Consider the following 18,503-nt stretch of genomic DNA (forward strand, 5'->3'; position numbering starts at 1 on the left):
TTGTTCCAAAGTACCTATAGCTTTGTGATGCTGATATAAATCAAGCATTTCACAAAGTATAGTTACTTTGGAACTTTTTATTATACAGGAATACAAAAGGTTTCTAGGTTCCATTTAATTTCAAAACCATACTTTAGTAGCACTTGTTTTTATGATTGTTGCATAACTTGATTAAGTAAATCTGGATAGTTAGTAATTATTCCGTCTATTCCTAAGTTCAGGAGTTTTTTCATATATTCAACTTCATTAACTGTATATGTGTTTATTTGAAAGCCTTCAGATTTAATATCATCCACCAATTTCTTATTTAGAACTGAAAAAAACTGAGGATGCATAGCATCAGCTCCACAAAGTCTGCAATAATCACCAGGTTTATATATCCAACAATCATATAGAAGACCAGTTTTATATGAATTATCTAATGTCTTAATATTTACCATAGAATAATGATTAAAAGAGGATAATATTATTTTATCTTTTTGATAACTATATTTATCAAGCAGCTTTAAAATGATATGCTCTAGGCCTTCATATGGAATTATACTGTTTTTTAGCTCTAAATTTATAACTAAATCATTTTCTTTTGAAAATGCAATGAAGTCTTCTAACGCTGGAATTTTCTGTCCGTTACCGAAGTCAAACTTTAATAATTCTGAATAAGTATAGTCTTTCACTAATCCAGATCCGTTAGAGGTCCTATCTAAGGTTTCATCGTGAATCAATACAGGAACACCATCTTTGGTAAGCTGTACATCTGTTTCAATGCCATTACAATAAGCTTCAGAAGCTTTTTTAAATGCTAGCATAGTATTTTCAGGGTATTTGCCACTAAAGCCTCTATGTGCAATATTAAGAGTCATAACATCACCTCATAATTATTTTAAAATAAGTTTAATACATTATTTTTTTACTGTAAAGTAAGTATGAAATTTTATAAGTTAACTAAACTTAGATTATGTTGAAATATAAACTTTGATTTTTTACTAAAACATTGGTAAAATTTTATTAAATAATACTACATGTAATGCTTAGAAGATTATTAATAAAATTAGGAGATAATAGTAGAAGATATGGCAACAATAAAAGATATAGCAAGCAAAGCTGGTGTTTCTATAGCAACTGTATCAAGAGTACTAAATTTTGATGATACTTTGAATGTGTCTGATGTCACCAAAAAGAAAATTTTTGAGGTAGCAGAAGAATTAAATTATATGACCATGAAGCAAAGAAAAAATAAGAAAAGCTCCTATCAAATAGGACTAATTCATTGGTACACTGATCGAGAAGAATTACTTGATCCTTACTATATGTCAATTAGGATGTCAATAGAAAGAAAATTTAGTGAAGAGAGTATAAGCTTCACAAGAATCAATGAAGTGGCTGATAATATGTATAGCGTTGATGGGATAATTGCAATAGGAAAGTTTGGAGAGGAAGATATAGATAAATTTAAAGATTTATCTAAAAATATTGTATTTGTAGACTGTTCTCCAAATGAGGAAATTTATGATTCTGTAGTTATAGATTTTAGGAGAGCAGTTAATGAGGTTTTAAACTATCTAACAAATCTTGGTCATGAAAGAATAGCATATATCGGTGGACGTGAAGCAATTAATGATGGTAAAGAAGATATAGTAGATTATAGAGAGGTTACATATACACAATACATGAGAGATATCAACTTGTACAGATCCGAATACATAAGGATAGGTAATTTTACTCCTGGTAGCGGATATGAGCTGATGAACAGTTTGTTGAAACAGGATGTTATGCCTAGTGCAGTTTTTATAGCTAGTGATTCTATGGCAATAGGAGCGTATAAGGCAATAAATGAAAGAGGATTATCAATTCCAAAAGACATAAGTATTGTAGGATTTAATGATATATCCACAGCTCAATTTATTGTTCCGCCTCTAACTACAATAAAAGCACATACTGAGTTTATGGGAGAAATAGCATTTGACCTTTTAATGGAAAGATTAAAAAAGGATAGAGAAATCTGTAAAAAGGTTATAGTTCCTACGAAACTAATTGTTAGGGATAGTTGCATGGAGGTAAACCGTAGATAAACTATTTAATGTTTAAAACTATCAAAATAAAGACTAGTAAATCAATGAAATCTTTATTTTGAGTTGGAGCATTGAAGTAGTCTCTATAAATAACGCCAATGAATGCATATAAATAATTGCAAAAGATAAGGATGAAAAAAAGTGAAATACAGGAATACTAAAGATGATAGATTAAGAAGGCTTTTTGTTATACTATATATTATACAGATTGCTCTTCTAAGGATTTTCACTGATAGAAGCATTTTTTTTATAGGTATTGTTTTAGGCACTATTGCTTTAATAATTATATATTTTATGGTGAAAAAATATACTGTAAAAAAAATGATGAAGTATAAGATGAACAATATTGATAAATTAAGTGGTGAAGACTTCGAGGAGTTTTTAGCTTTGAAGTTTAAGAAATTAGGATATAAGGTTAAATTAACCCCAACAACTGCTGATTATGGTGCGGATTTAGTAATAAAAAAAGATAAATCAAAGATAGTTGTTCAAGCTAAAAGATGGAATAGCAAGGTTGGAGTAGAGGCAGTTCAGCAAGTAGTAGCTTCTATGAAATATTATAATGCGGATAGATCAATGGTGATAACGAACAGCTATTTTACTGAAAATGCAAAAATACTGGCTAAATACAATGAAGTGGAATTATATGATAGAGGGAAACTTTATAATATTGTAGAAGCTCAAAATAATAACACAATATTTAATGAAAAAATATGTCCTAAATGCGGAGCTAATTTGGTTCTCAGAAACGGAAGATTTGGACATTTTTATGGTTGCGAAGGTTACCCAAGATGTAGTTTTACAATGAGTATAGAAGGCTCTTATAACTATCATGATGCAAAATAGTAGAGAAAGTTTATTGAAACAAAACTGAAATTATCTTTTTAGAAGCTACTTTGTTCTGAGATTGATGATAAGGGTGTAAAATTATACAATTATAGTTGAAGTATAACTTGAGATAACTGATTAAAAATAAAGTGAATCCAGTAAAAACAATTATAAAAGGTAAATTAAAAAAATAAGGAGAAGCAAATGCAAGTAGAAATTTTCTTAAATGGAGTAAAAGAACCTGTAGTTTACAAAGGTGATAGAATAGATGTGCTAGACTTTAAAATGAACAATATAGATTATAAGCAAATAAGATGCTTTGTAAACGGATTTAGTAAAAGTGAACTAATAGAGAAAAAACTGATAAAAAGAATATCAGAGAAATCTGAATAAAAAATTGGACTATCTCCAAAACTAATTATAATAGTTTGGAGGTGATTTTATGTCTAAAAAAAATCAACAATCATCATGGAATAGTAAAAGATTTAAGAGTCCTCAAAAGAATGAACAGGAACCAGTAAAAGAAATTCAAAATAAGCATAGAGATAAGTAATCTCAATATAATAGATGGTAAAAGACTGCTTCTAAAATGAAGCAGTCTTTTATTTTGCTATGTTAAAGAATATTGTTAAAATTAAGCTCGTTTAAGCATCGGATGTGTAACCACTTAATTTGGCAGCACCGTTATTTAGATAATTTATACATAAAATTTTCAAGTTTAAGACAAATTAATAAAGAAAATACATTAATTTTATAAAGGGGTGTTTATTTTTGAAAAAAAGATTTGTTGTATCTATATTATTAAGTATATCTTTATCTATTCCTACAATAGCGTATGGCATAGATAATCAAACTGCAAATACTAATGTAGATAGTAGAAATCAAGTTAACCAAAACGAAAGCTACCATCATAAAGTAAAGGCTTCAGGAAGAGAAAATAAATTTGAAGCTTTATTAAAAGTTGAAGGATTGAGTGGTGAAAATAAAAAATCACTAGAAGTTGCTTTGCAGAAAAAGCTTGAACTAAAGCAACAATTTTTTAGTTTAGCAGGGAATAAGGTACATGATCAAAAAGGGTTTGACGAATTTAAAAGTCAAGCAAAAGCTATAAAAGACAAAGTAATTAATAAACAAATTACTGAGGAAGAAGGTAAGAAACAGCTCGATGAACTAAGAAATAATAGAAGACAATCATCAGAGATGTGGAAAAACTTAAGTGCTGATGGGAAAAAGAAAATGGAGGAGTTAGAAAAAGAATCCAGAACATTAAGAGAAAATAATAAGAAATATTTTGAAGAATATAAAAAAGCTGCAGAAAGCAAAGATACTGTTAGTATAAATAATGCAGCTAAAAATGTAATCGAAGCAATTAATAAACAAAATTCATTAATGCAAAGAAAAATAGATATTTTGAAGAAAGAAGCTAAATAATCATAATTGATGAAAGTATTATGGTAGTGAGATATGGATTTTGGCTTATCAGATGAAAAAAATATATGTTTTACTTAATGAAACGGTGCATTTTAATGTGCCGTTTTAAATATAAATAAAGGGATTTTATATATTAAGTAATAATAAAGCATAATTTTGTATAAATTAGTACAAGTTTAATTAAAAATACATTATAATTTAAATAGTCAAAATATAAATTATAGTTAATATTAAACTATAAGAAAAGATTAAATATGAAAAGGCGAGAGGAATTATGAAGGGGGATTTAATATTATTACTTGGTATTGCTAATATACCTTTATATAAAATGATTTATGAAACTTTCTTTGAAGAGACCATGAGAAAAGATGATGCTAAGATTAAAAAAAGTTCTGTAATATATAGTATTGGATTAGAACATAAAAATAAAGATGATGGAAGAGGTTCTCTATTTTTATTACTTTGTATTTTAGCTATAGCATTTGAATTTTTTATAATAGAGGGGACAATATCAATTTTTATATCTTAATATATATACTTTTATTTGAAATTAGCTTATAAAGTTTTACTTTAGGAGTGACAACTTCAGGTTAATCTATGAATCGTAAAAATACAGACTACTTCGATTTAGAAATATAAATTCTATTAGAAGATAGGCTGTGTTTTTTTACTGTTAAGACCAGTATAAAAATTTTTGCTAGCTAAACCTAGTAAATCACTTCAGCGACTTTTTTATCATTTATGGATTTAGATTTTAACAGAATCAGAGGATAAGTATTTATCCTCCTAGTTATAAGGTATAGCAATATGTGTTTGTTAAACATAGTATATATAGATTGAATTGAAGAAATAACCATATTTATAAGTTATTATACTAATTTATTTATAAAAGCTAATGAGTTTTTGATATAATAGTATTAAATTATAAAGCTTTTAAAAGTTCTCTATTTAAATTTTTTATTTATTGGTTGGAAGAATATACATATGAGAAATAATTTATGCATTTAAGGAGGCTAATATGAAAAAAGAAAGACCACTTATTGGAATTATGGGAAACCTTTTATCAATAGATAATGGAGCTTTTTTAGGTAGTGAAAGAGTATACGTTACAGATGCATATGTTGATTCAATAATAAGGGCTGGAGGGGCTCCAGTTATTATTCCTCCAGTTCTGGATAAAGTGGCTTTAAATATTATAGTGAATCAAATGGATGGCATATTGTTATCTGGGGGATATGATGTTGACCCTCTTCTTTATGGGGAAGAACCAAAACAAAGACTTGGATTTGTGCATAGAGTAGTAGATGAGGCTACTATAGAAGTGATAAAAGAAGCATATAGCAAAGGTAAATCCATATTTGGAATATGCAAGGGAGCTCAGGTGCTAAATGTGGCTTTTGGAGGAACTGTATATCAAGATATGTCCTATATTGAGGGAAGTTATATAAAACATGAACAAAATGCTCCAAATTTTAAAGGAACTCATCCAGTAACTATTGAAAAAAATAGTAAATTATATAAAATAGTAGGGGGGGACATTTTGGTTAACAGTTATCATCATCAAGCGATAAATGATGTAGCTGACGGTTTTAAGGTGGTAGCAGTGGCAAGTGATGGAGTTATTGAAGCAATTGAGAAAGATGATGATAGTTTCGTTATCGCAGTCCAATGGCACCCAGAAATGATGAGTAAGTATGATAAGATGATGCAGGGGCTTTTTAATAGTTTTGTTAATTCCTGCACTTACAAACATATATAATAGACCAATATGAACCGCTCTATATATGATAAATAAAAAATACGATAAAGGACTGAAAAAATGAAGAGTATATCTGTATACACAGTAGATAGTTTTGCTAATGAAATATTTAAAGGAAACCCAGCTGGAGTTTGCATATTGAATGAGGAATTAGAGGACAGTACTATGCAGCTCATAGCTAAGGAGCTAAAGTTTTCTGAAACAGCTTTTATTATGGCTTTTAAGGATAACATATATAGTATTAGATGGTTCACTCCACAACATGAGGTTGATATATGCGGACATGCTACTTTAGCAGCTTCGCATGTTTTGTTCAATGAAATAAAAATTCCGTTTGATAGTATACTTTACAGTAGCAACAAAGGAATAATCAAGGCTTGTAAAGAGGATAATGAAGAAATAAGTTTAGACTTTCAAATTGATGAACCAGAATCAAATATACCATTTAATTACGAAGAGGTAATAAAATCATTAGGAATCAATAAATACGTAAATGTTTTTTGTGGAAAACTAACAGGAAAGTTAGTATTTGAGTTGGAAAATGAAGAAGAAATAAGAGTTGTTAAACCCGATTTTCATTCAATGAAGGATATACGTATAGAAGGGCTAAAAGGTGTTGGAATAACAGCAAGCTCAGATAATGAATATGATTTTGTTACTAGGTATTTTAACCCTTGGGCTGGAGTAAATGAGGATTATGTAACTGGTTCAGTACATACCTTATTAGCTCAGTATTGGTCTTCAAAGAAAGATAAGAATTTTCTAAAAGCGAAGCAGCTTTCTTCAAGAGAAGGAGAGTTAAATTTGAATATACTTACTAATGGTAGAGTAAAGCTATCTGGAAGAGCTGTACTAGTTTTAAAGGGTGAAATGTTTATATAATAGATATAAAAGACCATATACGCAGGGAATATTGATTCCAGGTGTACATGGTCTTATTTTATTTACTATAGATGGGCCACTCCATGCTTAAATTTATATTTTTGCTTGAAGTTTTTTATCTTTATATAGGAAAGTATAAAGTTTTTAAGTTAGCTAAGTCTTTTCATTTTAAGTTTCTATGATAATTTTTATTAATAGTTAAAATGCTAGGTTTAATTAAGATGTAAAGTTTTACCTAACCTGTATAATCTTGTGTCTTATAGCTGAAACTGAAAATGCTAAAAAGAAAGTGGAGAATACGGCAGGAATAAACAATAATAATATTTTCTCCTGTGATGTATAAAAATATTTTAAAAGGGTTTTATAAACAACTTTATCTGTCAAACAGGATACTAGATATATATCAAGAGAAAGTATAGAGATAAGCGATATTATTTTTGTTACAATAGAATTTTTTATATTTAAATCATAAACGGTAACAAAGAAAATAACAGCTTGTATTAAAATTAATAGAGAATCATACTCTCCAATATATGTTGAAAACTTATTACCATTTCCACTTGAGCCATAGACCTCGAGCATAGTCTCTAATCCTATAACCAATAATAATAATAGTATTCCATGCAATTTTCTTACTTTAGGCTTATATTCGCTTATATAGCATCCTATAAAATAATATGAAACAGGATAGATTGCTCTCCATGAAGTTGGAAAGTGAAGAAGATCGTTAAAGCGGCCATTAAAAAATGCAGGAAATGAAGTCATGATTAATACTATAAATATTAGACCGATTTTTTGTTTTTTAGTTATAAGATTATTATAAATTAAATTGAGGAAAGGGCTTAATAGAAATAATCCTATATATAGCTGTATATACCACGAATAAGGATCAGCGGTAAAGTTTTCTATAGCTGAAATCCAGAACAGGAAATTTCCTTTCTCTTTTGCAATAGTAACTCTAAAAAATATACACAATATTGAATAAAAAAGATATACTACGAGTATTGGAATTATCTTTTTAAAATAACTTCTATTAGGAAGTTTATTTCTCTGCAAATAACCTGTAAGGGTTAAGAACAATGGTACGCACATAATGCAACCCATACGAATGAATGTTTGAATATACATATTCATATTAGTGATAGGCGTTTCGTAAAATTTTGTGTTTAAAAAAAAGTGTACTGATAAGACAAATAATATAGCACAAGCTCTAATTATATCGAGTCCAATATGTCTATCTGATTTCATTATTAATCCTCCCAAATTTATAAATTATCATCCTATAGAAATATAACATATTTTGAAGTATCAGTAAAATTAACGTCAAAATATGTTGTAAATAATTTAGAAAGATAACAAATTTAAGAAAGAAAATATTGGTTATTTAATAACGTAAAACTATACTCTATTTCTTTTTTTATTTTTAAGATAAGCTTCTATATTTTTATAAACCTCTAAGATTAAATTTTGTCTTGCCTCTATGCTTGCCCATGCAATATGAGGTGTTATAAAAAGTTTATCTGAATTTGACACACTTAGTAGAGGATTTGATTTGTCAATTGGTTCCTTGGAGATAACATCTAAACTTGCACCTAAAATTAGATTTTCATCTAATGCTTTCGCTAAAGCTTCTTCATTTATTATCCCACCACGTCCCATATTTAATAATATTGATGTCTTTTTCATTTGAGAAAGCTCTTTATAATCAATAAGATTTTTAGTAAGCTCATTTAACGGGCAATGGATAGATACAACATCACTTTTTAAAAGCAATTCAGCTAGCTCAACTCTTTTGTAAGAGCTGTTGTAGTTTTTGCCTGAAGTTGAATAGTATATAACCTCACATCCAAAAGCTGAAGCTACAGTAGCTACTCCTCTACCAATTTCCCCAAGACCAATTATACCGAAAGTTTTGCCTTTTAACTCCCAAAAGTGTTTATCGATATGTGTAAAAGTTTCGCTATTAGAGTATTCACCTGTTTTAACGTAGTTATCATAATACTTAAGGTTCTCTAGAAGATATAGCAGTGAAGCAAAGGTATGTTGAACAACACTGTTTGTAGAGTAACCTGCTACGTTGGTAACTGCAATGTTTTCGCTGTTTGCGTAGTTTAGGTCTACATTGTTAGTGCCAGTGGCAGTAAGGCATATCAGCTTTAAGTCTGGACATTTAGAAAGGTTAGTTTCATTTAAAATAACTTTATTAGTAATAATAATTTCAGCATTCTTAATTCTGTCTACGACCTGTTCAGGGGTAGTTGTCTCATAAACTTTTAAATCACCAAAAGAATGTAGAACACTTAGATCTATGTCATCTCCTAGAGTTTTAGCATCAAGAATAACAAGATTCATTGTATCTCCTCCATAATCTATAGACTTTTAATTAATATTATATGATAACCAGTTTACAAATTAAATGATAAGTTTGAATAACCTTTAAATTAGGCGCTGTTAAAGCACCGTGTTGAAATTAATTGGTTAATCATCCGACGCTTTAATGAGCTTGCGCAAAGAATTAATATGATTTTGTCATATTCCATGGCTAAAACTGTAAACTCACTACGTTCGAACAGTACAGTTTTACTTTTTAATAATCCATACTTTTTATAAACATTTCATATTTTAAATTTAAGAAAATAAAAATATATTATAGTTTATTTATAACAATTTGCAAATAATAATGAGGGAAAGGTCTGAAAAATGATATTTATATTTGAAAAGTATATGTATAAATATACGGTATACGAGGTGAGATTATTTTATGATGACAAAATATAAGAAACATTATATAGGTTTAATATTTTTAATATGCATTTTTATATGGTCACTTATTAAACCTAAAAGCTACTTGATTTGGATTCTAGAAGCAGCTCCATTAATCATAGGGATTCCTGTGTTGATATTAACTTATAAGAAATTTAAATTTTCTAATCTTACATATATGCTCATACTCATTGCTTCATGTGTAATGCTTGTTGGTGGACACTACAGTTATACGGAAGTTCCCCTTTTTTCATGGATACAAAAAATCTTTAACTTAAGTAGAAATCATTATGATAGAGTTGGACATTTTATCCAAGGAGCAACAGCTGCTTTAATAATCAGAGAAATATTGTGGAAACTTAGAATAGTAAGAGGGAAGTTATGGGTTATTATCATTTCCATATGCATGTGTTTGGCTGTAAGTGCATTTTATGAGATTATAGAATTTGCTATTACTTATGTTGTTGGAGGAGAAGCTGATGCTTTCCTAGGTATGCAAGGAGATATATGGGATGCACAATGGGACATGATTTGTGCATTATCAGGTGCTATAGTATTTAATTTCATATTTTCAGCATTAAGCTATAGTGAAAATAAAAAATAGTATATAGAATTTTTATACTGTATAAAAAGTGTGAAATTTAATTCATATTGTTTCAAAATCTTTTAACATCATGGTGAAAACAATGATATAATAATAAGGTTAGACTTTCTAACCTTATTATTATTTTTTATTCTTTATGAAATTATATCTGTGGATAATTATGCGAACAGACTTAAGACGTAGTATAAGTTAAAGAATAAAAAAGAAGAATATGTCGCCTGTAAGATTCTTAACGTACGCTTAAGAAAAGGCAGATGCGCAAAAAAAAATTACTAAAGAAGATCGCTTTAGCGAATTTTTTGTTATCATAAACTCTTGAAGAAGAGAGATTAAAACCAAGTTTTAAGGAAATGATTTATAAATAGCGTATTTGCTTAATCGTCATCCACTGTAGGAGGTGAATTCTTTGAATTTTAGATATGGAAACTTAGGTGAATTGTGTAAGCCTCATATATTAAAAAAAGGGGAAACTTATTATATAGGAGAATATGTTTTTGATTTTGAGATTCAAGATATAGAGGAAGATTTATCGAGAAGCATAAGGTGCTATGTCGCATCGGAGTATTTTGATCAGTATTTAGTGAATTTTCAAATAGATTTTAAAAATAAGCTTATAGAAGGAAAATGTACCTGTGCGAACTATCTTAAGGATGGAAAGGTATGTAGCCATATAGCAGCAGGATATCTTCATTATTTAAATAAACTAGCTAAGAAAGAAGTAAAGAAAGTTAGTTTAGTAGAGCAAATGATAAAGCTATATGATAACTTAGTTACTACAAAAAAACAAAAAGAACCAGTAAAATTAGAGTTTACTTTAACTCTTAACAAAGAAAACACTTTGCTTGATCTAAAGATTGGAACTGATAAGTTATATTCAGTTAGAGACCTTGAAAGATTTCTTTTAGATATAAGGAAAGAAGATTGCATTTTAGAGTTTGGAAAGGGATTTATTCTGGACCTCAACGAACAATATTTTAATGATTACGATAATAATCTAATCTGTTTTCTTCAAGATTTGCTTTCAATTGGGGAAATTGCATCGGAAAAGGGAGGTTCTAATAAGCTATTTCAAGGTAAATATATAAAATTAGTGGATTCAAGCTTAAAGAGAATACTAGAGCAAAGTAAAGATAAAGGTATAAATATAACTATTGATTCGGATAAATATGAGAATTGTAGAATATCTACGGATGAATTAAAGTTTGAAACAAAAATCGAAGAAGAGCTAGTAGGAATGCGAATTAAGCCTAAGATTAATTTGCCAATTCCAATGACAACTGATTATGAATATATGTTTTATGATAAGAAGATTTACAAATGTGATAAAAGAAATGCAAATAGACTAAAGGCTATATGCACATTCTTTACAGGTAGTGAAAATAATGAACTCATGATACCAAATAGGGAAAAAGGCCTATTTATAGGAAAGATTTTGCCTGTGCTAAATACTATTTCTAATGTAGAACTGCCAGAGACTTTAAGAACGAAGCTGGAGGAGACAGGTGCTCCACTAACTTGTAAGTTCTATTTTGATAAGATAGGTAAACATGTGGAGTTGAAGGTTAAATTTAACTATAAGGTTGTTGAAATAGATGCTGTTTCAGAAAAATATGTACCTAAAGATATATCAGTTATAAGGGATATAGATAAAGAAGAAGAAGTTAAAAACTTATTGATATCAATGGGATTTATAAAGAATAAGGATAATTTAGTTATAAGTGATGAAGAAAAAATAATTGAACTTCAAAATCAAGGTTTAGAGAAATTAGCTGAGTTTGGAGAAATATATTATTCAGAATCTTTCAAAAAATTTAAGGTAATAAAAAAGCTTACATTAAGTGCAAGTACAAGAATTAATGAAGAGGATTTGCTTGAGTTTTCGTTTAATATAGATGAACTAACGAATGAAGAACTTGTTGGGGCTATGAAAGCTTTAAGAAGTGGAAAAAGATACTATAAAGCATCGGATAAAGGGTTTATTATGCTTGATGATCCTATGCTACAAAATTTCAACAGAATTTTAGAATCATTAAATATAAAAGAAAGTAGTCTTTTAAATCCTACAATTGATCTTGATAAATATAATGCTTTATATCTTAATGATAAAATAAATAAATATCTTAATGGCAATATTGTGAAGAGGGATGACAGTTTTTCAAAATTGGTTGATTCTTTTGAGGATATAAACAAGGAAGAAATAATACTTCCACAACAATTGAATTGTGAGATGAGAAATTATCAGATAGATGGCTATAAGTGGTTCAAGACATTGAAAAAGTATGGCTTCGGAGGAATATTGGCAGATGAAATGGGGTTAGGAAAGACTCTTCAAACAATTTCCTTACTTTTATCAGAAAAAGAAAACAAGAAAACTAACCCTTCAGTAGTGATATGCCCAACGTCACTTTTATACAATTGGAAAGAAGAGTTAGAGAGATTTGCACCTTCATTGAAGGTTTTAGTTTACTATGGCAGTAAAGCTAATAGAAATAGGCTAGAGGATGAGTTTAATAATGTTGATGTTATATTAACCACGTACCCTATCGTTAGAATAGACATAGAAGAGTTGAAAAAACATACTTTTAACATAGCAATAATTGATGAAGCTCAGAATATTAAGAACAGTGTTTCTCAGAATTCAAGAAGTGTAAAGGAATTGAAAGCAGAAAATAGATTCGCTTTAACAGGAACACCAATTGAAAATTCACTTATGGAACTTTGGTCTATATTCGATTTTATAATGCCAGGATTCCTTTTTTCTTCAAATTCTTTTAAAAAGAAATATGAGCTTCCTATAATTAAAGACGAAGATAAAACTGCATTAAATGAGCTTTTATCTAAAGTTACTCCATTTATTTTAAGACGTAAGAAAAAAGATGTACTTAGTGAACTGCCCCCTAAGATTGAGAGAAAGGTAGCGGTAGAACTAAACAAGGAACAAAGAAAATTATATTCTACTTACGTAAAGATATTTAAAAACGAGATTGAATCTAATATAGAGAAAAATGGAGTAAATAAGAGTAAGCTTCAGATATTGTCAGCACTTACAAGACTTAGACAATTGTGCTGTGATCCATCAACCTTTATAAATGATTATACAGGGGGAAGCAGTAAGCTGGATACTCTTTATGAACTTATAGAAAGTTGTATCCAAGAAGGCCATAGGATTTTATTATTTTCTCAGTTTACATCGGCACTTAAGAATATAGGGAAACAGCTTCAAGAGACTGGAATATCATACATGTATCTAGATGGTACTATAAAGTCAGAAGAAAGACTGGAATTAGTAAATTCTTTTAATAGTGGCAACAGCTCTGTGTTTTTGATTTCTTTAAAGGCTGGGGGAGCAGGGCTTAATCTTACTTCAGCTGATGTGGTTATTCACTTTGATCCTTGGTGGAATCCAGCTGTGGAGGATCAAGCCACAGATAGAGCTCATAGGATAGGTCAAGAAAATAGTGTTGAAGTAATAAAGCTTATAGCTAAAGGGACTATAGAAGAAAAGATATATAAACTTCAAGAAAAGAAGAAGGATATAATCAATAATGTTATGGAAGAAGAGGCGATAGCTTCATCTGTGATAAGTACCATGAATATTGATGATATAAAAGAACTTTTCAATGAAGTAGAATTTTAATCAATAAAAAAGTGATTGAAGCGACTTTCTTCAGTCACTTTTTTGCGCATCTGCCTTTCCGAATGTATATGAGGAAAATTTGGCAGGCGACATATTCTTCTTTTTTTATTCTTTAGGTTATATTATGTCTGATACATATATTTTTCAATATATAATTGAATCATAATTTTATAAAGAATAAAAAAAGCTGTAGTCATATTCGACTACAGCCTAAATTATTAGTTCATACCTTTGAATTCTAGATATTCATCGTATGTAGATTTTCTATCAACTACTGCTTCTGGAGTTAATTCTATAACTCTGTTTGCAATAGTTTGAACGAATTGGTGGTCATGACAAGCAAATAGAAGCACGCTCTTAAAGTCTATAAGACCATTATTTACAGCTGTTATTGATTCAAGGTCTAAATGGTTTGTTGGTTGATCAAGAATTAACACATTAGCTGAGCTAAGCATCATTCTAGATAACATACAACGAACCTTTTCTCCTCCGGAAAGTACACTTGCTTCCTTTAAAGCTTCTTCTCCAGAGAAAAGCATTCTACCTAAGAAACCTCTTAAATAACTTTCGGACTTCTCATCTGAGTATTGTCTTAACCAATCAACTAAGCTAAGGTTACAGTTATTGAAGTACTCAGTATTATCCTTAGGGAAATAAGCTTGAGAAGTAGTTATACCCCATTTGTAGCTACCGCTATCTGGTTCCATTTCTCCATTAAGAATCTTAAATAAAGTAGTTACAGCTATTTCATCCCCAACGAAAGCTATCTTATCTTCTCTTCCAACCATGAAGCTTACATTATTAAGAACTTTAACACCGTCGATTGTCTTGCTGATTCCATCTACTGTAAGAACATCATTTCCAACTTCTCTTTCAGGTTTGAAGCCAACAAATGGGTATCTTCTGCTTGATGGTTGAATATCATCTAATGTAATCTTATCTAAAAGCTTCTTTCTTGAAGTAGCTTGTTTAGATTTTGAAGCATTAGCACTAAATCTTGCGATAAAGTTTTGAAGATCCTTAATTTTTTCTTCCTTCTTCTTGTTTTGATCCTTTGACATTGCAAGAGCTAATTGGCTTGATTCATACCAGAAATCATAGTTACCAACATAAAGCTTAATCTTTCCAAAGTCAACGTCACAAATATTAGTACATACCATGTTTAAGAAATGTCTATCATGGGATACTACTATTACTGTACCTTCAAAATCAGCTAAGAAGTTTTCAAGCCAGTTAATTGATTTTATATCAAGGTGGTTTGTAGGCTCGTCAAGTATTAGTACGCCAGGCTTACCAAATAAAGCTTGAGCAAGTAAAACCTTTATTTTGTCTCCACCAGTTAGTTCTCCAACATTTTTGTAATGAAGATCAGTTCCAATTCCTAAACCTTGTAGTAGAGAAGAAGCTTCTGATTCTGCTTCCCAACCATTCATGTCAGCAAATTCACCTTCAAGTTCTGAAGCTTTGATACCATCTTCGTCGCTAAAGTCTTCTTTAGCATAAAGGGCATCTTTTTCCTTCATTATTTCATAAAGTCTTTCATTACCTCTGATTACAGTTTCTAAAACTTGTGAATCATCGAATTGGTAGTGATCCTGTTTTAACACGGAAACTCTTACGTTTGGTGCAACTATAACTTCTCCAGTATTTGGTTCAACTTCTCCTGACAAAATCTTAAGGAATGTTGATTTACCAGCACCATTTGCTCCTATAACACCATAACAGTTTCCAGGAGTAAACTTTAAAGTTACATCTTCAAATAGTTTACGGCCGCCATATCTTAAGCCTACATTAACAACATTTATCATTTACACTTTCCTTTCTGTTTAATGACCAATTTTTATAACATTTAAAAGCATCTTATAAGTAATATAAGTAATATAAGTAATGCCTGTTATTACAAAGTGATTTTTATATAATTTAATATATGTGTAAATCTAAGAAAAATAGATTTTATGTATTTATCACACAATTCAAGATTATATCATAATAATATAGGTTTAGTATATATATTACTTTGGAAAAAAAGTAAGCTATCTCATAATGAGATAGCTATATAAGTCTTAATTTAAGCGTAACTTTCAGCTTCAGTAATAAGTTCATCCATTAATTCTCTAACAGATACAATTTTATCTATTCTATGAGCATTGCTTCCGCAGAATATTAAAGCATCCTCTAAATTACCTTCAACTGCATTAATAAGAGCCTTTGTTATACAATATGGGGTAGTAGCAGGGTTACATTTTGTTATGCACTTATAACATTTAGTAACCTTTATATTACCTTCTTTTGTTTTTGAAACAAAAGGATTCATGATAGCGCGGCCAGGCATTCCAACAGGACTTTTAACTATTGCAATGTCATCTAAAGTAGCATTTACATAAGCCATTTTAAAGTTTATATGGGCATCACATTCTTCTGTAGCTACAAATCTTGTTGCCATTTGCACTCCACTAACGCCTAAAGCTAACATTTTAGCAATATCTGTGCCAGTATATACACCACCAGCAGCGATAAGAGGTATAGATTTGTTGTACTTTTCTTCATATATCTTAATTACATTTAATATCTTAGTTAACTCATCTTCTACTGAGTAGTTAGAGTTATTTAGATCTTCAAGTTTAAAGCCTAGATGACCACCAGCTGCAGGACCTTCATAAACAACAGCATCGGGAGCTACCTTATAATTTCTATCCCAAAGCTTCATTATTACGTTAGCTGCTTTGTCAGAAGAAATAATTGGTGCTATTTTAACATTAGAACCTTTACAAAGTTCAGGAAGATGTGTAGGTAGACCTGCACCAGAAATTATGATTTGTGCTCCAGCTTCAATTGATGTCTTTACTAATTCATCGTAATTATTTGCGGCACACATTATATTTACACCTATAATTCCGTCTTTAGCTTTGCTTAAAGCGGTCTTAATATGATTTTTTAATGCTCTTAAATTTGCTTCTAATGGAGATTTTTCAAAATCAGGTTCTTTATAACCTATTTGAGCAGCTGATATTATTCCAATACCTCCGCAAGACGCTACAGCAGATGCTAAGTTTGATAAAGAAACTCCAACACCCATTCCGCCCTGTATTATTGGAACCTTTGCGATTAAATCACCAATTTTCAGTGGTTTTAGTTTCATAAAATATCCCTCTCTCGAATAAAAAAAATATTTTGATAGTCAAAGTATTTATATTATAGTATAGTAATGTATGTAGAGATTAATGTCAACTACAGAATTACCTACCAATTCGAAGATTACTTACCTAAATCAAAAACCATTGATAATAAATTGTAAAAATAGGCTTAAATTAATAAATTATTAAGGAATAAAACTTGCCATATAAGATTTTTTGTAAGAAAATAAAATTAAACTATAAAATTAAGCAAGAAATAATTCTGGGGAGAGTCTTAATGGAAACTATTTTAGAATTTTTTAAGAACAGAGGATTTAAAAGAATAGCTATTTTAGCTGTGATATCTATAATAGCATATTTTTTAAGAGAATTTGCAAATATATTCCTAATCACCTTTATATTGGCTTATCTTATGTATAGAATGCAAAGTTCTATAAACAGAAGAATTAGTAAGTTTGTTAAGGTAGATAGAAGAATAACCATAGCTGTATTATACATATTGCTAATAGCCATTGTTGTATTTGGTATCAGCAGGTATTTGCCAATAATAGTATATCAGGTAGTGCAGATCGTAAAGCAGGCAGTAGCTTTTTATATGGCGCCACACGATAATGTAGTATTGGACTCTATAATTGAACATACAAAGAAATTTGAAATAGGTGGCTCTGTTAATCAATGGGGGGATGCCTTAATAAGATATGTTGCAGATATAAGTAAATGGGGATTTAATATATTTGTTTCCCTAATATTAAGCTTATTTTTCTTATTAGAGCAAAATAAAATAATACAATTCACAAGAAAATTTAAGTACAGCAAACTTTCAAGTTTTTATATAGAGCTAGAATATTTTTGCCAAAAGTTTATTAGATCTTTTGGTAAAGTAATAGAGGTACAGATACTAATTGCAATAATAAACGGAGGATTATCTATAGTTGCTTTAAGTTTTATAGGAATTCCAGATGTATTAGGACTTGGAATAATGATATTCGTTTTAGGACTTATACCAGTTGCAGGAGTTTTCATATCCTTAGTGCCTCTTTCGCTTACTGCATATGCAGCAGGTGGACCAACTAAAGTTGTTTATGTAGTTATAATAATAGCAATACTTCATGCTTTGGAGGGATATGTATTAAATCCAAAGCTAATGTCATCAAAGACGGAACTTCCGGTTTTTTATACCTTTATAATACTTATTATATCTGAACACTTCTTTGGTGTTTGGGGACTTATAATTGGAATACCGGTGTTTATATTTATACTTGACTTAATTGACATTGACGATAAAGATAATTCAAAATGATTAAGTACAGTTTTGGTTATTGATTAAGGAAATATAGTTATTAAGGATGGATAATTTTAGAACTAAAACTATTCTTAAAACTCTGCTGAATTTTCA

General features: G+C 29.6%; 15 protein-coding genes. 10 read left to right on the forward strand and 5 right to left on the reverse strand.

Going from position 1 to position 18,503, the window contains the following annotated elements; translation table 11 throughout:
- Positions 1 to 149: 149 nt before the first annotated feature.
- Positions 150 to 860, reverse strand: a complete 711-nt coding sequence (locus bsdtw1_RS04205) for a glycerophosphodiester phosphodiesterase (RefSeq protein ID WP_183276352.1) — start codon at positions 858 to 860, stop codon at positions 150 to 152.
- A gap of 210 nt (positions 861 to 1,070) precedes the next feature.
- Here bsdtw1_RS04205 and bsdtw1_RS04210 point away from each other — a divergent pair, with 210 nt between their 5' ends.
- The 7 genes from bsdtw1_RS04210 (at position 1,071) to bsdtw1_RS04240 (ending at position 6,969) form a co-directional block, all read left to right on the forward strand.
- On the forward strand, positions 1,071 to 2,069 hold the full coding sequence (locus bsdtw1_RS04210) for a LacI family DNA-binding transcriptional regulator (protein ID WP_183276353.1): 999 nt from the start codon (positions 1,071 to 1,073) through the stop codon (positions 2,067 to 2,069).
- A 141-nt stretch (positions 2,070 to 2,210) separates the two neighbouring features.
- Positions 2,211 to 2,915, forward strand: a complete 705-nt coding sequence (locus tag bsdtw1_RS04215; protein ID WP_183276354.1) for a restriction endonuclease — start codon at positions 2,211 to 2,213, stop codon at positions 2,913 to 2,915.
- A gap of 186 nt (positions 2,916 to 3,101) precedes the next feature.
- A complete protein-coding gene (locus bsdtw1_RS04220; RefSeq protein WP_183276355.1) occupies positions 3,102 to 3,290 on the forward strand; it encodes a hypothetical protein in 189 nt (62 codons plus the stop codon).
- Positions 3,291 to 3,668: 378 nt separating this feature from the next.
- On the forward strand, positions 3,669 to 4,328 hold the full coding sequence (locus tag bsdtw1_RS04225) for a hypothetical protein (RefSeq protein ID WP_183276356.1): 660 nt from the start codon (positions 3,669 to 3,671) through the stop codon (positions 4,326 to 4,328).
- A 274-nt stretch (positions 4,329 to 4,602) separates the two neighbouring features.
- Positions 4,603 to 4,857 carry a hypothetical protein gene (locus tag bsdtw1_RS04230; RefSeq protein ID WP_183276357.1) on the forward strand — a complete coding sequence of 85 codons (255 nt, stop codon included), beginning with the start codon at positions 4,603 to 4,605 and terminating at the stop codon, positions 4,855 to 4,857.
- A gap of 489 nt (positions 4,858 to 5,346) precedes the next feature.
- Positions 5,347 to 6,087 carry a gamma-glutamyl-gamma-aminobutyrate hydrolase family protein gene (locus tag bsdtw1_RS04235; RefSeq protein WP_183276358.1) on the forward strand — a complete coding sequence of 247 codons (741 nt, stop codon included), beginning with the start codon at positions 5,347 to 5,349 and terminating at the stop codon, positions 6,085 to 6,087.
- Positions 6,088 to 6,147: 60 nt separating this feature from the next.
- Positions 6,148 to 6,969, forward strand: a complete 822-nt coding sequence (locus tag bsdtw1_RS04240) for a PhzF family phenazine biosynthesis protein (protein WP_183276359.1) — start codon at positions 6,148 to 6,150, stop codon at positions 6,967 to 6,969.
- Positions 6,970 to 7,200: 231 nt separating this feature from the next.
- Here the strand turns inward: bsdtw1_RS04240 and bsdtw1_RS04245 are convergent, their stop codons facing one another.
- Both bsdtw1_RS04245 and bsdtw1_RS04250 read right to left on the reverse strand, forming a co-directional pair.
- The gene (locus bsdtw1_RS04245) at positions 7,201 to 8,217 is read right to left on the reverse strand and encodes an acyltransferase (protein WP_183276360.1); all 1,017 of its coding nucleotides are present in this window, start codon (positions 8,215 to 8,217) and stop codon (positions 7,201 to 7,203) included.
- Between the two features lie 150 nt (positions 8,218 to 8,367).
- Positions 8,368 to 9,321, reverse strand: a complete 954-nt coding sequence (locus tag bsdtw1_RS04250) for a D-2-hydroxyacid dehydrogenase (RefSeq protein WP_183276361.1) — start codon at positions 9,319 to 9,321, stop codon at positions 8,368 to 8,370.
- A 409-nt stretch (positions 9,322 to 9,730) separates the two neighbouring features.
- On the opposite strand from bsdtw1_RS04250, the gene bsdtw1_RS04255 reads away from it, so the two are divergent.
- Entirely contained in the window at positions 9,731 to 10,336 is a 606-nt protein-coding gene (locus tag bsdtw1_RS04255) for a DUF2238 domain-containing protein (protein WP_183276362.1), read from the forward strand.
- 406 nt (positions 10,337 to 10,742) lie between these two features.
- A complete protein-coding gene (locus tag bsdtw1_RS04260; protein ID WP_183276363.1) occupies positions 10,743 to 13,973 on the forward strand; it encodes a DEAD/DEAH box helicase in 3,231 nt (1,076 codons plus the stop codon).
- A 218-nt stretch (positions 13,974 to 14,191) separates the two neighbouring features.
- Here bsdtw1_RS04260 and bsdtw1_RS04265 read toward each other — a convergent pair whose 3' ends face one another.
- Both bsdtw1_RS04265 and bsdtw1_RS04270 read right to left on the reverse strand, forming a co-directional pair.
- Entirely contained in the window at positions 14,192 to 15,781 is a 1,590-nt protein-coding gene (locus tag bsdtw1_RS04265) for an ABC-F family ATP-binding cassette domain-containing protein (protein ID WP_183276364.1), read from the reverse strand.
- A 260-nt stretch (positions 15,782 to 16,041) separates the two neighbouring features.
- Positions 16,042 to 17,112 (reverse strand): NAD(P)H-dependent flavin oxidoreductase, encoded by a 1,071-nt coding sequence (locus bsdtw1_RS04270; RefSeq protein WP_183276365.1) that lies wholly within the window; start codon positions 17,110 to 17,112, stop codon positions 16,042 to 16,044.
- Between the two features lie 272 nt (positions 17,113 to 17,384).
- Between bsdtw1_RS04270 and bsdtw1_RS04275 the strand changes: the two genes are divergently transcribed.
- Positions 17,385 to 18,407 carry an AI-2E family transporter gene (locus bsdtw1_RS04275; protein WP_183276366.1) on the forward strand — a complete coding sequence of 341 codons (1,023 nt, stop codon included), beginning with the start codon at positions 17,385 to 17,387 and terminating at the stop codon, positions 18,405 to 18,407.
- Positions 18,408 to 18,503: the final 96 nt, after the last annotated feature.

This window comes from Clostridium fungisolvens, from assembly GCF_014193895.1.
GTDB classification, from domain to species: domain Bacteria; phylum Bacillota; class Clostridia; order Clostridiales; family Clostridiaceae; genus Clostridium_AR; species Clostridium_AR fungisolvens.

What these genes read in the sequence shown, in the direction of transcription:
- bsdtw1_RS04230 (WP_183276357.1), top strand. Translation starts at nt 4,603, where the DNA reads ATGAAGGGGGATTTAATATTATTACTTGGTATTGCTAATATACCTTTA.
- bsdtw1_RS04240 (WP_183276359.1), top strand. Translation starts at nt 6,148, where the DNA reads ATGAAGAGTATATCTGTATACACAGTAGATAGTTTTGCTAATGAAATA.
- bsdtw1_RS04220 (WP_183276355.1), top strand. Translation starts at nt 3,102, where the DNA reads ATGCAAGTAGAAATTTTCTTAAATGGAGTAAAAGAACCTGTAGTTTAC.
- bsdtw1_RS04245 (WP_183276360.1), bottom strand. Translation starts at nt 8,217, where the DNA reads ATGAAATCAGATAGACATATTGGACTCGATATAATTAGAGCTTGTGCT.
- bsdtw1_RS04205 (WP_183276352.1), bottom strand. Translation starts at nt 860, where the DNA reads ATGACTCTTAATATTGCACATAGAGGCTTTAGTGGCAAATACCCTGAA.
- bsdtw1_RS04250 (WP_183276361.1), bottom strand. Translation starts at nt 9,321, where the DNA reads ATGAATCTTGTTATTCTTGATGCTAAAACTCTAGGAGATGACATAGAT.
- bsdtw1_RS04275 (WP_183276366.1), top strand. Translation starts at nt 17,385, where the DNA reads ATGGAAACTATTTTAGAATTTTTTAAGAACAGAGGATTTAAAAGAATA.
- bsdtw1_RS04270 (WP_183276365.1), bottom strand. Translation starts at nt 17,112, where the DNA reads ATGAAACTAAAACCACTGAAAATTGGTGATTTAATCGCAAAGGTTCCA.
- bsdtw1_RS04235 (WP_183276358.1), top strand. Translation starts at nt 5,347, where the DNA reads ATGAAAAAAGAAAGACCACTTATTGGAATTATGGGAAACCTTTTATCA.
- bsdtw1_RS04255 (WP_183276362.1), top strand. Translation starts at nt 9,731, where the DNA reads ATGATGACAAAATATAAGAAACATTATATAGGTTTAATATTTTTAATA.
- bsdtw1_RS04265 (WP_183276364.1), bottom strand. Translation starts at nt 15,781, where the DNA reads ATGATAAATGTTGTTAATGTAGGCTTAAGATATGGCGGCCGTAAACTA.
- bsdtw1_RS04210 (WP_183276353.1), top strand. Translation starts at nt 1,071, where the DNA reads ATGGCAACAATAAAAGATATAGCAAGCAAAGCTGGTGTTTCTATAGCA.